The sequence below is a fragment of the Solwaraspora sp. WMMA2101 genome (assembly GCF_049179175.1).
Classification (GTDB): Bacteria; Actinomycetota; Actinomycetes; order Mycobacteriales; family Micromonosporaceae; genus Micromonospora_E.
Map to the genome: position 1 here is coordinate 736513 of NZ_JBMHMA010000006.1, position 12678 is coordinate 749190.

Here is a 12678-nt window from a genome sequence, read left to right on the forward strand (position 1 = left end):
GCAGCCTCTCACATGCCGGTCCGGGCGGACCAGATCTCGGGGAACACCACCCGGTTCATGCTGCGTTGCAGCCAGGCCAGCCCGGCGGAGCCGCCGCTGCCGACCTTGGCGCCCATGGTGCGCTGCACCGCCTTGAGATGCTTGTACCGCCAGTCGCCGAACTGTTCGGCGACCTCGGTCAACGCCTCGCCGAGTTGCCGCAGATGGTTGTCCGGGGCGTTGACCCGGTAGACCTCCACCCAGGCGGCCTCGACCGCCGGGTGCGGTTCGTGTTCGGTGGCGACGTCGCGGGTCAGCAGGTCGGTCGGGATGTCGTGGCCGACGCGGGCGAGCAGGGCGATCACGTCGTCCCACAGGCTCGGCGCGTGCAGGGCCTGCTCCAACTCGGCGTACACGTCGGGTTGGCGGCGGAACGGGCGGATCAGCGACGGGGTCCGGATGCCGAGGATGAACTCCAACTGCCGGTACATCGCCGACTGGAAGCCGGAGCCCTCACCGAGCAGGTTGCGGAACCGGTTGAAGTCGGCCGGGGTCATCCAGCGCAGCGTCTGCCAGGAGGCGTTGAGCCCTTCCAGGTGCAGGGCGGCGCGGCGCAGCGGGGCCAGCGCCTCCCACACCTGGTCGGCGCGGATCAGCCGTTGGGCGTCGCGCAGCTCGTGGCGGGTCAGCCCGAAGTACAGCTCCATGATCTGGCTGACCATCAGGAACGACATTTCACCGGGGTCGTCGCTGAGGGTGCGCTGCAGGCTGTGCAGGGTGCTGGCGTGCACGTAGGCGTCGTATGGCACCCGGTCGCCGAACTCCAGGGTCGGCTCGCCAGCGTTGGCGGCGGCGCGGGCGTCGCGTTCGGCGGCGTCCACCGGCCGCACGGCCGGTGGGCTGGCCACGTCGGTGCTGTTCACGTCGGCTGCCCTCCTTTGCTGTGCCGCCCATGATTGCCGACTTGCGGTCCGTCGCTGAATACCGGATCAACGGCGGTACGCGGCCACGACCTGCAGGTCCGTGGCTAGATTGGGGTGATCGGTTAACGAAGGGAAAGTGTCCGTGGACGAGATGGATTGGGCGCTGCTGCGCGAGTTGCAGGCCGATGCCCGACTTTCCTTCAGCGAGCTGTCCCGCCGGGTGCACCTGTCACCGCCGGCGGTCGCCGAGCGGGTCCGCCGGCTGGAAGAGTCCGGGGTGATCGGCGGCTACCACGCGCACGTCGACCTGACCCGGGCCGGCTGGACGGTGATCGCGCTGATCCGGATGTCCTGCTACGGGTCGCACTGCATCCTGCGGGACCCGCAGGTGCCGACCTGGCCGGAGATCCGGGAGATCCACCGGATCACCGGCGACGCCTGCTCGATGCTGAAGGTGGCGGCGGCGTCGATGGACGCCTTCGAGGACGTCATCGACCGGCTCGCCCCGTACGGCCAGCCGTCCAGCACGATGGTGCTCTCCACTCCGCTGGACTGGCGACCGGTCACCGCCGCCGACTGACTCAGCACCGTGTGACAGTCGACTGGACGTCGACAGAGCCGCGATTCTGTCAATTCTCGCCAGAAACTGCGGTATGGTTGCGGGGTCATGCGCTAGGAGGCAGGTGCTGTGCTGATCCGTTTCGAGGCGGCGAACTTCCGCTCGATCCTCGGACCGGTCGAGCTGTCGATGGTCGCCGTCGACCGGGACCGGCCGGCGGTGCAGCGGGTCGACAGCATCGACGAGAGCCTCCTGCCGGTCGCCGCCATCTACGGTCCCAACGCCTCCGGCAAGTCCAACGTGGTTGCGGCTCTCACCTGGCTGCGCGACGCGGTCGCCGACTCGCTGCGGTTCTGGGACGACGGGATTCCGGTCGAGCCGTTCGCGTTCGGCCACGGTCCACGGAGCCCATCGGAGTTCACCGTCGAACTGATCCTCGGCGGGGTCCGCTTCGAGTACGTCGTCGAGCTGGACGCAGACGCGATCCGCTACGAAGGCCTGTTCCACTATCCGGAACGCAAGCGGCGTCGGATCTTCGAACGCGAGGGTGACGAACTGACGCTGCAACGGGGCCTCGGCCACCTGTCGGGCACCCGTGAGCTGCTGACCAGTCGTACTCTCGCCTTGTCAGCTGCCCGGCGGTTCCGCGAACCCCTCGTTTCCGGCCCCGCCGAGGAGTTGCTGAGCGTACAGACGTTGGAGCCGGGGCCGCGTCGCCGCCCATTCGTCCGGCAGGCCCCTCATCTGGCGACCCGACACTGGTTCGAGGATGCCGCCGGGGCGCGCCAGGAAGTGCTGCCCGGGCTCGAGGACCTGCGTCCGGACCGGGCTCAGGCCCTGGCGCTGCTGAGGATGGCCGACCTCGGCATCGAGGACGTGGTGATCGACGATGGCGCAGCAGCGTCCGGCCAGGACCCGCGATCCTCGACCCGGCGACGACGAATCCGGCTGCTGCACCGTACGGGCGACGAAGCGGTCCCCTTGGACTTCGGCGCCGAATCGGAGGGGACCCGCACCTGGTTCCAGCTGATCGGCCCGGTGCTGACCGCGTTGAAGGCCGGTTCCCTGCTGCTGTTCGACGAACTGGACGCCAGCCTGCATCCGACGCTGTCCATGCAGCTCATCCGGCTGTTCACCGACCCCGCGACGAACCCCTCGGGGGCACAGCTGATCTTCACCTCGCACGACACCAGCCTGCTCAATCATCTGAACCGGGACGAGGTCTGGCTGACCGAGAAGGCAGTCGACGGCGCGACCCGCCTCGGCGCGCTGGCCGAGTTCGCCGGCGAACGCGTGCGCCGGTCGCAGAACCTGGAGAAGGCGTACCTGCACGGACGGTTCGGCGCGCTACCCGACGTCGACCGCACCGAGATCCTGCGGGCACTCGGACTGATCGGCTGACCGGTGACACCGAGACGGACGCGGGCCAAGGACCTGCGACGGCGGACCGCGACCCGCCCCGAGCGCAGAACGATCGTCATCTTCTGCGAGGGTGAGGCATCGGAGCCGGACTACCTGAACGCGCTCCGGCGGCTCCCCCACATCAGGGACAGCACCGCGATCAACATCGAGATCGACCCGGACCAGGGGGTCCCGTTGACCCTGGTCAACCGGGCGATCGAGCGCAGCGCGGACGACGAGGTCGACGAGTGCTGGTGCGTGTTCGACGTCGAATGGCCCCGGCACCATCCGCACCTCGACCGGGCCATCCGGCTGGCAGCCGAACACGGCATCCGACTGGCGGTCAGCAACCCGTGCTTCGAGCTGTGGCTGATTCTGCACTTTCAGGATCAGACCGCGTTCCTCACCACCGCCGAGGCGCAACGACTGAGCCGCAAACTTGACGGCCGTACCGGCAAGCGGATCGACCCGACGCGCTACCTGCAGCAACGGCAGGCGGCGGCACGACGCGCCGCGCTGCTCGGGCGGCGGCACGACCGGAATCAGGCGACGTTCCCCAACGACAACCCCTCGTCGGGCATGTATGAACTGCTGAGGGCGGTCGAGCCGACCGCGAGCGGATCAGGGTGAACGAACGTCCTGGATCGGAGGCGACCGTGACGACAGCGCGGCAGGGGCCCTGGGTGCCGCTGGACCGGGCCCGGCAGCGGACCAGCATCAAGTGGCGGATGTATCCGCCGGACGTGCTGCCGGTGTGGGTGGCGGAGATGGACGTCGACCCGGCCGGGCCGATCGTCGAGGCGATCGACGCCGCGGTCCGCGCCGGTGACCTCGGGTACGCCACCGGGGCCGGCTACGCCGAGGCGGTCGCCGGGTTCGCGGCGACCCGCTGGGGCTGGGACGGCCTGCACCCGGCGCGCACGGCGATCGTGCCGGACGTGATGCTCGGGGCCGTCGAGATGCTGAAGCTGGTGACCGGGCCGGGCGACACGGTCGTGGTCAACCCGCCGGTGTACCCGCCGTTCTACGGGTTCCTGCGCAACCTCGACCGGCCGGTGCGGGAGGCTCCGCTCGGGTCGGACGGTCGGCTCGACCTCGACGTGCTGGCCGAGGCGTTCACCGCCGCCCGCGCGGGCGGCCGCCGGGCGGCGTACCTGCTGTGCAGCCCGCACAACCCGACGGGGACGGTGCACACCGCCGCCGAGCTGGCGGCCGTCGCCGACCTGGCCGCCCGGCACGGGGTGCGGGTGGTGGTCGACGAGATCCACGCGCCGATGACCGCCTCCGGCGTGACGTTCGTGCCGTACCTGTCGGTGCCCGGCACCGACGACGGCCTGACGCTGATCTCCGGTTCGAAGGGCTGGAACCTCGCCGGGCTCAAGGCCGCCCTCGCGGTCGCCGGGCCGGCCGCCGCCACCGACCTGGCCCGGCTGCCGCAGGAGGTCGGCCACGGGGTCAACCACCTCGGGGTCATCGCCCACACGGCGGCGTTCCGCGACGGCGGCGACTGGCTGGACACCGTACGGGCGGCGGTGGACGCCAACCGGCGGCTGCTCGCCGACCTGCTGACGGCCCACCTGCCGCAGGTGCGGTACGCACCGGGTCAGGCGACGTTCCTGGCCTGGCTGGACTGTCGTGGCCTCGGGCTCGGTGGAGATCCGGCGGCGGTGTTCCTCGACCGGGGGCGGGTGGCGCTCAGCTCGGGCATGGACTTCGGTGCCGGCGGCACCGGCCACGCCCGGTTCAACCTGGCCGCCGCCCCCGACACGATCGCCGAGGCGGTACGCCGGATGGCGGCGGCCGTCGGCTGAGTCACCACGGTTCGGGGATGACCAGCGCGAGGCAGCGCTGGGTCCCGGAGGTGGGCTGGTAGCAGGCGGAGGCCTCCAGGTTGTAGGTGTGGTCGAAGCGGCTGAACGAGGCGGTGCCGCCGTTGGTGCAGGTGCCGCCGCTGGTGGTCGTGCCGCCGGTGACCCGGCCGGTGGCGCAGCCGGCCGACGTGGCGGTCTTCTGCACGGTGTTCAGCGAGGAGCGCTGGTCGAACGACTGGTGCGAGCCGTACCCGACCTGCGTGACGCCGGGGCGGGTCACCGTGTACTGGAACGCCGTCGACGTGTAGTAGGACCAGCTGGCCCCGGTGCCGACCGTCCGTAGCTGCGAGTCGCTCGCCGAGCCTGGAATGTGCAGGTAGAAGCCCTTGTCGTGGGTCGAGGTGCCCTGCACCATCCGGTAGACGATGACCAGTAGTCCCTGGCTGTAGTTTCCGGTGCTGTAGTTCAGGCTGAGGCCGCTGCCGCAGATCGTCTGGTCGACGGGGTACCCGACGCCGTTGGCGTAGAGCATCACCCTCGCGCAGCGCCCGTCGTTGGCGGTGTCCTGGATGGTCCCGACCGTGTTCGAGGTGCCGGAGTAGTCGGTGGCGTAGCCGGTCAGGCTCACCCCGGGCAGGGTGCCGGCGTACTGGTAGGCGTTGGGATGGTAGTAGCTCCACGACGCCGACCAGCCGGTGCCCGAGGGCAGGGCCAAGGCGGGCGCGGCGGGCAGCAGCGCGGCGGCCACGGCGCCGACCAGCGCGGCCACCAGGGTCGCACCGATCGATCGTGGCCGGATTCGTTTCCTCATTGGTCCTCCCGACAGTCGACGTGGACGGTCGCCGATGTCGACAACAGGGTGCCGCAGTCACGCCGCCGACCGTGCCGATCGGTCGTGAAGCGGACAGCGGTCCGTTCGGGGATTGATTAACAGCGATGGTCGACGCATCCTGCTGCTAATTCGGATTCCTGGGGAGGTAGCCGTGATCCTGAACCGTGCCAGACATCTCCGCCGTACCCTCACTCTGTCCGTCTCGGCCGCACTGCTGATCACCATCGCCGCAGCACCCGCCACCGCCAACGCAGCCGGCACGACCGGCGCCACGTCCGCCACCGACGACCGGCAGTACGTCGCGCTCGGCGACTCGTACTCTTCCGGAGTCGGCGCCAAGCCGTACATCGACGACGACTGCAAGCGGAGCACCCATTCGTACGCCGCCCAGTACGCCGCCGCGCACCCGACGATGTCGTTCGGCTTCGCGGCCTGCAGCGGCGCGACCACCGACGACGTGATCGCCCACCAGTTGGGCTTCCTCGGGCCGGACACCAGGCTGGTGACCATCACCGTCGGTGGCGACAACCTCGGCTTCACCTCCACCTTGGAGAAGTGCATCGACGCGCTGCACGACAGCACCTGCAAGGCCGCCGTGGACGCGGCCGTCGCGATCATCAACACGGCGCTGCCGGGCGACCTGAAGCAGGTGTACGGCGACATCCTCGCCAAAGCCCCGAACGCCAAGCTGGTGGTGCTGGGCTACGCGCAGCTGTTCGCCCCTGACTTCTGCTTCGAAGCGCCGCTGGATGAAAATCGGCGGGGCTGGATCAACGACGCGGCGGTGCAGCTCAACCAGGCCATCGAGAAGACCGCCAAGCCGTACGGGGTGTTCGTGCCGGTCGACGACCTGTTCGCCAAGCACCGGGTCTGCAGCGACGTCCCGTGGCTCAACGGCGTCACCGCGCTCAAGGATGCGTTCCACCCGAACCTGGACGGCTACACCGACGGCTACCTGAAGGCGCTCGACGGGGCAGTCACGCCGGCCGGTGCGCGGAACCGGATCGCCGCCGGTTAGCCAGCGCCTCGGCCACCGCGAAGGTGACCCCGAAGCCGGCCAGCAACACGATGTTCCACAGCACGGGCAGCGGTGCGGTCACCGGCGCGAGTACGGCGACCAGGACCGCACCGCTGATCCGGTAGCCGCTGACCCGCCGCCAGACCCGCCACCAGAAGGCCTGGTTCGCGACGATGTACACGACCGGGCCGACGAAGAGCGCGTAGTGGCCGAGGGCGTGTGCGCGGGCGGTCACCAGACTGCCGTGCAGGATCAGGGTCTCGCGCAGGCCGAACGCGAACAGGATCAGCCCGGCGACCATCGGCAGGTGCAGGTAGGTGTAGGCGTCGCGGGCCAGTTTCGCTCGCTCCTCGCCCTGGGAGGCTTCCAGGGCGTCGTGGGCGAGGCCGGCGTCGGTGTGGAAGTAGGACCACCAGATGGTGCAGATCCCGACCGCCGCGGCCGTGAGGACCGCGACCAGCAGTACGGAGGTCGCCTCCTGCGCGGCGGAGAACCCGAGGGCGATGATGGTCTCACCGAAGGCGATCAGCATGATCAACGCGTACCGGTCGGTCCAGTGCCGGACGGTCCGGATCCGCCAGCTGCGTACCCCGGTCCGGTAGTTGCCGAAGATTTCGATCAGGACAGCGACCAGCCAGATCGCCGTGATGGTCACATCCGTGGGTCGATCGTCGGGCACGGCCAGGTCGAGCACGATGCTGCCGGCCAGCAGCGCCAGCGCCAGCCCGCTGGGCAGCGCACCCTCCAGAAGCACCGCCGGCAGTTCCGGCTGTTCCCGGGCGACATGCCGGATCAGCGCGGCATGGACGAGCCGACCGGCGATGTACGCGGTCACCACGACGCTGGCACCGGGCAGTCCCCCGGGAACCTGTTCGAATGTCTGCGGTAACGCGATTCCCAGCACCAGCGTCACCGCCATCACGCCGATCATCGCCAGGCGGACCGGGACGGTGTCGCGTCGGATCGCGTGGGTCACCCAGCAGAAACTTGCCCAGGCCCACCACAGCAGTGCCAGCAGGATCAGTCCCTGCAGCACCCCGAGCACCGAGTTCTCCCGCACCATCAGGACGGTGACCTGGATGAACGCGAACACGAAGACCAGGTCGACGAGAAGTTCCTTCGGGGTGGCCCCGGTGATCTTGGCGGCTTCCTGGTCGGCCCGCTCGTGCAACCGCAGATGTCGCCGACGGAACACGGTGCGGTCGGCAACGATCATCGCGGCGGCTCCGACCAGGAGCAGCCCGAGCGAGGCCAGCGGCGGGGTGTGGGCGGCCAGCGGCAGAAGCACCAGCAGGAACACGATGCCGACGATCGGGCTGCGCCCGAGCATGCCGACGGCACGTCGCTGGAATGCGATCAGCCCGGCGAGGTAGACCATGACGCCACCGAACAACAGGACGGTGCTCGCGGCGCGCCAGGGATGGTCGGTGGTGCCGGTGGCCGAGGCGACGACGTGTTTCAGGCTGAGCGCGAGCACAATGAGCCCGCAGATCATCGGCAGGTGCAGGCCGCTGTAGGCGTCCCGGGCGATCCGCGACTGGTCGGATCGGGGCAGCCCCTGCATGGCGTGCTCGGCGACGACCTTGGCGACGTCGAAGTAGGTCCACCAGAGGACGGCGACCACGGCGATGCTCAGCGCCGCGCCGACCAGCAGTTGCCAGGTGATCGGCCGGTCACCGCTCAGGCCCTGGCTGATGCCGACGGAGATCACCGTTTCCCCGAGCGCGACGAGGACGACCAGGCCGTGCCGCTCGGCGAGGTGCCGGCTCGACACCACCTGTGCGTTGCCGCTGCTGACCACCCGCAGCGCGCTGAAGTTGATCACGACGACCAGGGCGAACATCGCGGTACGCACGTACCGGTCGTCTATCGGCAGGTCGAGTCGCGGCGGCAGCCAGACCGCGCAGGCCAGGATCAGTCCGGCCGGCAGGTAGGTCGCCCACGAGGCGATCACCGGGCGCCGGCCGGCGGGTCCCTGCGACCAGTGCAGGATGCTCAGTACCACCATGACGGCGTAGATGATCGTCAGGTAGCCGGTCGCGACGATCAGCGGCTCGATCACGCCGCCCGACTCGGCGGTGAAGGTGCCGGGAATCGCGACGCCCATGATCAGCAACGTGGTGGCGATCCCGAACACGACAATCGGCATCAGGCCCTTGTCCGGGTAGACGACGTTGCCGAGCCAGGCGCAGGAGTTCCAGCAGTGCCACAGCATCAGCACCACGAGGATGCCCTCGACGACCCCCAGCCAGTGCAGCTGACTCGCCATCAGGCTGGTGACCCGCAGGAAGGCGAACACGAAGAACAGGTCGATGAAGAGCTCCATCCAGCTCACATCGCCGGCGGTCCCCTCGGGGCGTAGGACGAGAAACCGTCGCCGCCGCAGCTCGGGCGGCGCCGGACCCCCGTCCGCCATGCCCCTACTGTGCCGACCGGGCCGGGCCGTGGCGGTCGGATCGGAAAAATTCACCCACCCGCGTCCGGGTCGGCGGTGGCCGCCGCGTCCAGTCGGCGTCCATTCATGATCCAGTGATAGTTGGGACGCTGACCAAACCCGCGACCTGCGGGAAAACGTGTGTCCCGGCAGACATTGTCAACACAGTGGATGATCGTCCGGCCGGGACGGCCGTCGGCCAGAAGGGGAGATTGATGAGACGCGTCCTGCTCCGCCGTACCGTTGCCGCCGTCGCGGCGGTCGTGGTCACCCTCCCACTGGGTGCCCGCCCCGTCCAGGCGTTCGACTTCACCGCGATCATCGGTGCCGCGAAGGCCGCCTACGAGCTGTACAAGGAGTACAAGGAAGGCCAGTCGCTGGACGACGCCACGGACAAGATCATCAAGACCATCAACGACGCCAGGACCGACATCCTGGCCCAGGTCGACCGGCTGGCCACCGCGCCGGCGAAAGCCTGCGCCCGCAGCGCGATCATCGACTTCAACGACCTGCCGAACTTCAACCAGACCACCGTGCAGGCGTACGCGCGGGACACCACCGCCTGCGTGACGCTCATCGACAGCCTGCTCGAGGTCGTCACCGACAAGGCCTCCGCCGACCAGCTCGGCTTCACCCTCAACACCGTCGGGCCGCTGGCCCTCACCGCCCGCGCGCACGCCGGCTTCAGCACCTCGTCACTGCTCGAGCAGGTCGTCGACAGCAACGACACCGTGCTCAGCACCCTGAAGCCGACCTGCACGACTGCCATCAAGGGGCTCAACGGCATCCCGCAGAACGGCGCGGTCTACACCTGGGAGACCAGGTGCACCGCCTACGACGGCAAGGTCGTCAGCACCAGCAAGCGCATCGCGTACCCGCCGACGACGAACCCGTACGACGTGCCCGGCACCACCGCCATCGTGATGCGCCACACCAGCCACGCCCAGGCCACCGCCGTACTGCCGGTCCTGCGGGCCACCCCCGCCTGACCGCCGTCCGTCCGGCTCAGGTGACCGACCGTGCCGCCCCGGCCATCGCCGGGGCGGCACGGGTCACGCCTGCGCTCAGGCGGTCTTCAGCAGCCGCACCGACACACCAGTGCCGGTGTGGAACGGCTCGGCGGTGTAACCGTCGAGCCCGGTCACCGTGACCGCGCCGAACGTGCCGACGAGCTTCGCCGCCCGCAGCACCGGCACCGACACGTTCGCCGCCGGCGGCCGCTGCGGGTCCAGGGCCAGCACCAGGGCCGCCCGGCCGTTCAGCGTCGCCGTCGCGTCGACCACCAGCGGCGGTTCACCGCCGTCGGTCAGGTTCACCGACAGGGTGGCCTGACCGGACTGGCTGTACTCGCCGCGTACCCGGACCTGCCCGGCGGTGCGGTCCAACCGCAACGTGCCGCCGCGCAGCTCCGCTGGGCCGTCGCCCAACGCCCGCTCCGACGCCGCGACCAGGGTGCCGTCGACCAGCCGGGTGCCGCCGGTGTAGCTGTTCGCCCCGGTCAGGGTCAACGCGCCGGTGCCGGACTTGACCAGCATGCCCTCGCCGTCGATGTCGTTGCGCCAGGCGTCGGCGGCGTGGAAGCCACCGGCGGCGGCGTCCATCGTGACCCGTACGGTGCGCCGCAGCGACCCGTAGCCGTCGGCGGCGGCGAACAGGTTCAGCCGGCCCCACTGCTCCGGGCCGTCCAGCAGCGGGTAGCCGCCCGGCAGCCCGGTGCTGCGCAGCACCTCGCGGCGCTGCTCGGCGTCCAGGTACGGCAGCCGGGTCTCCAGCAGCGTCTCGGCGCCCTTCGGCACGGTGAACGGGGTGTCCTTACGCGCCTGCGGCAACATGTACGTCAGCCGGGGCGTCACCTTCGCCAGGTTCGCCGCCCGGTCGGCGTACGGGTCGGTGTCCGGCCCGGCCGAGTGGGCGTACGCGTACAGCGTGTCGGCGCTCGTGCCGGTGGCGGCCTGCAGATACTCGGCGGCCTGGTGCCGGGCGTCGGCCTTGAGCTGCGCGTACGCCGGGTCGGCGAGCACGGCGGCGGCCAGTGCGGTGGCCAGGATCCGGCCACCGATCACGTCCACCGGCGAGTGCATGCCGGCCACGATCCGGCTGTCCGCGACGTCACTGGCCCGGGCCAACAGCTCCTGGAACCGCTCCGGTACGGCGTACGCGAACGCCAGCGCCGCCAGGTAGGCGGCGTTGGCGTGCCCGCTGGGGAAACCACCGTCGTCGGCCGGGTTGTCGGCCCGCTGACGCAGCAACTGCGGCACGACGGCGGTGTTCGCCGCGTACACCGGCACACCCAGCACCGGGATGCCGCCGGTCTCGACCACTTTGCTGTCGTCGGTGAGCCGCCACGGCCGCGGATACTGGTAGGTGGACTTGCTCGGGTTGCTGGAGGCGTGCGGGCCACGGATCGTGTTGACCAGCTGCACCACCGTGCCCAGCGCCGACGAGGTGGAGCCGGCGCCGAGCGACGAGCCGGCCGGCGCGTCCGGCGGCAGCGCGTCGCTGACCCGCCCGTCCGGCACCCCGTCGGGGGCAGCGGTGATGCCGGTGACGGCGAGCGACCCCGCCAGGTACGGCTGCGTCAGCGGACCGAGGCCGCTGATCGCGCTGTAGCTCTGGTGCTGCCGGTCGAAGATGTACGCCTGCTTCGCCTCGACCTCGGTGCGCTCCTCGCCCACCTTCACCACGTACCGGATGTTGGCCCGCAGCACCTCGGCGCTGCGCGGTACGCCGTTGTCCCAGTTGCTGCCGGTGGTCCACAGCTGCTCGAATCCGGCGAGGATCCGGACCGCCGCGTTGGTCTGCGGGGTCCGGTTGGCGCTGGTGTTGGTCAGGTAGTCGTCAACGAACGGCAACCCGGGGTAGCTGGGCGCCGGCGGCACGTTGCCGGCGGCGGTCGCCGCTGCCGTGCTGGTCGCGGTGGCCGGGGCGGCTGTCGCCGGCCCGGCGGTGAGCAGGCTGCCGGCCACCGGTAGGGCGGCGAGGGCGGCCGAGCCGCGCAGGAAGACGCGGCGGTCTATCGCATGGTGCTGTGCAGTCATGGCTGCTGACCCTGGCCAACGCCGATGAACGGCGCAGGGCCGGTCAGCGAACGGTCGGTGGACTCAAGCGATCGTTAGATCCAGAAGTGACGTGTCTCCCACTGGTACGCCGACCACCGGTGACCTGGTGTGATGCGCCAACGCCGATCGGCTACCTCACCGGGTTGGCCGGCGATGGCGGGACGGTGGTCAGCTCGCCGCACTTGGGGCACCAGCGGCTCTTGACCCGGATCGAGAACAGCCCGGCGAGGTAACCGAGCACTGTGGCGCTGGTCAACGCACAGATGTCCATGATCGTCCGCCTTCTCTCTCGGAGGGGATGGAACGTCTTTTCTACGGAGGGGATGGAACGGGGTCGGGCCGGATGGTTGCCGCCACCGGCCCGACCCCGGCTCTCACCGCCACCAGCCCATGAACCGCCAGTAGGCGTCGCCGCAGCGGTCCTGCGGCAGGTCAGTCATCGCGTCCAGCAGGCACGTCGCCAGGTAGACCGACAGCGACACCCGCGCTCCCGCGTACTCGGCCAGCAACTCCCGCCGCCGCGTCTCGCACGGCCACGAAAGGCCACAGCCAGCGCAGATCCAGCTCGGCCGGACAGGACGATGCGTCGTCAACGCGTCTCCCCCGGCCAGTGACCCCGGTTGATCGGAATCCGGTGCCGCGCCCGGCAGGGCAACACCGAC

Annotated in this window: 11 protein-coding genes; 6 read left to right on the forward strand and 5 right to left on the reverse strand. The window is 70.1% G+C overall.

Going from position 1 to position 12678, the window contains the following annotated elements; all coding sequences use genetic code 11:
- Positions 1-8: 8 nt before the first annotated feature.
- Positions 9-902 carry a tryptophan 2,3-dioxygenase gene (locus tag ACN28F_RS03900; RefSeq protein ID WP_421357023.1) on the reverse strand — a complete coding sequence of 298 codons (894 nt, stop codon included), beginning with the start codon at positions 900-902 and terminating at the stop codon, positions 9-11.
- A 142-nt stretch (positions 903-1044) separates the two neighbouring features.
- Between ACN28F_RS03900 and ACN28F_RS03905 the strand changes: the two genes are divergently transcribed.
- The 4 genes from ACN28F_RS03905 to ACN28F_RS03920 all read left to right on the forward strand — a co-directional run bounded on the left by ACN28F_RS03905 (position 1045) and on the right by ACN28F_RS03920 (position 4673).
- On the forward strand, positions 1045-1482 hold the full coding sequence (locus ACN28F_RS03905; protein ID WP_282227942.1) for an Lrp/AsnC family transcriptional regulator: 438 nt from the start codon (positions 1045-1047) through the stop codon (positions 1480-1482).
- 108 nt (positions 1483-1590) lie between these two features.
- A complete protein-coding gene (locus ACN28F_RS03910; RefSeq protein WP_289206752.1) occupies positions 1591-2862 on the forward strand; it encodes an AAA family ATPase in 1272 nt (423 codons plus the stop codon).
- A 3-nt stretch (positions 2863-2865) separates the two neighbouring features.
- Positions 2866-3492 (forward strand): RloB family protein, encoded by a 627-nt coding sequence (locus tag ACN28F_RS03915; protein ID WP_421357024.1) that lies wholly within the window; start codon positions 2866-2868, stop codon positions 3490-3492.
- Positions 3493-3518: 26 nt separating this feature from the next.
- The gene (locus ACN28F_RS03920) at positions 3519-4673 is read left to right on the forward strand and encodes a MalY/PatB family protein (protein WP_289206754.1); all 1155 of its coding nucleotides are present in this window, start codon (positions 3519-3521) and stop codon (positions 4671-4673) included.
- Position 4674: 1 nt separating this feature from the next.
- Here ACN28F_RS03920 and ACN28F_RS03925 read toward each other — a convergent pair whose 3' ends face one another.
- Positions 4675-5484 (reverse strand): hypothetical protein, encoded by an 810-nt coding sequence (locus ACN28F_RS03925; RefSeq protein ID WP_289206755.1) that lies wholly within the window; start codon positions 5482-5484, stop codon positions 4675-4677.
- A gap of 172 nt (positions 5485-5656) precedes the next feature.
- On the opposite strand from ACN28F_RS03925, the gene ACN28F_RS03930 reads away from it, so the two are divergent.
- On the forward strand, positions 5657-6523 hold the full coding sequence (locus ACN28F_RS03930) for an SGNH/GDSL hydrolase family protein (protein ID WP_289206756.1): 867 nt from the start codon (positions 5657-5659) through the stop codon (positions 6521-6523).
- On the opposite strand, the gene ACN28F_RS03935 is transcribed toward ACN28F_RS03930, so the two are convergent.
- Entirely contained in the window at positions 6483-8939 is a 2457-nt protein-coding gene (locus ACN28F_RS03935; protein WP_289206757.1) for a low temperature requirement protein A, read from the reverse strand. The genes ACN28F_RS03930 and ACN28F_RS03935 overlap by 41 nt on opposite strands.
- Positions 8940-9172: 233 nt before the next feature.
- Here ACN28F_RS03935 and ACN28F_RS03940 point away from each other — a divergent pair, with 233 nt between their 5' ends.
- Positions 9173-9946, forward strand: a complete 774-nt coding sequence (locus tag ACN28F_RS03940) for a hypothetical protein (RefSeq protein WP_289206758.1) — start codon at positions 9173-9175, stop codon at positions 9944-9946.
- Positions 9947-10021: 75 nt separating this feature from the next.
- Here ACN28F_RS03940 and ACN28F_RS03945 read toward each other — a convergent pair whose 3' ends face one another.
- Both ACN28F_RS03945 and ACN28F_RS03950 read right to left on the reverse strand, forming a co-directional pair.
- Positions 10022-11995, reverse strand: a complete 1974-nt coding sequence (locus ACN28F_RS03945; protein WP_289206759.1) for a phosphatase PAP2 family protein — start codon at positions 11993-11995, stop codon at positions 10022-10024.
- Positions 11996-12146: 151 nt separating this feature from the next.
- Positions 12147-12287: a hypothetical protein gene (locus tag ACN28F_RS03950; RefSeq protein ID WP_289206760.1), complete on the reverse strand. Its 141-nt coding sequence runs from the start codon at positions 12285-12287 to the stop codon at positions 12147-12149.
- Positions 12288-12678: the final 391 nt, after the last annotated feature.

Excerpts from the sequence above, each read along its gene's own strand:
- ACN28F_RS03925 (WP_289206755.1), bottom strand. The coding sequence starts at position 5,484 with ATGAGGAAACGAATCCGGCCACGATCGATCGGTGCGACCCTGGTGGCC.
- ACN28F_RS03935 (WP_289206757.1), bottom strand. The coding sequence starts at position 8,939 with ATGGCGGACGGGGGTCCGGCGCCGCCCGAGCTGCGGCGGCGACGGTTT.
- ACN28F_RS03940 (WP_289206758.1), top strand. The coding sequence starts at position 9,173 with ATGAGACGCGTCCTGCTCCGCCGTACCGTTGCCGCCGTCGCGGCGGTC.
- ACN28F_RS03945 (WP_289206759.1), bottom strand. The coding sequence starts at position 11,995 with ATGACTGCACAGCACCATGCGATAGACCGCCGCGTCTTCCTGCGCGGC.
- ACN28F_RS03950 (WP_289206760.1), bottom strand. The coding sequence starts at position 12,287 with ATGGACATCTGTGCGTTGACCAGCGCCACAGTGCTCGGTTACCTCGCC.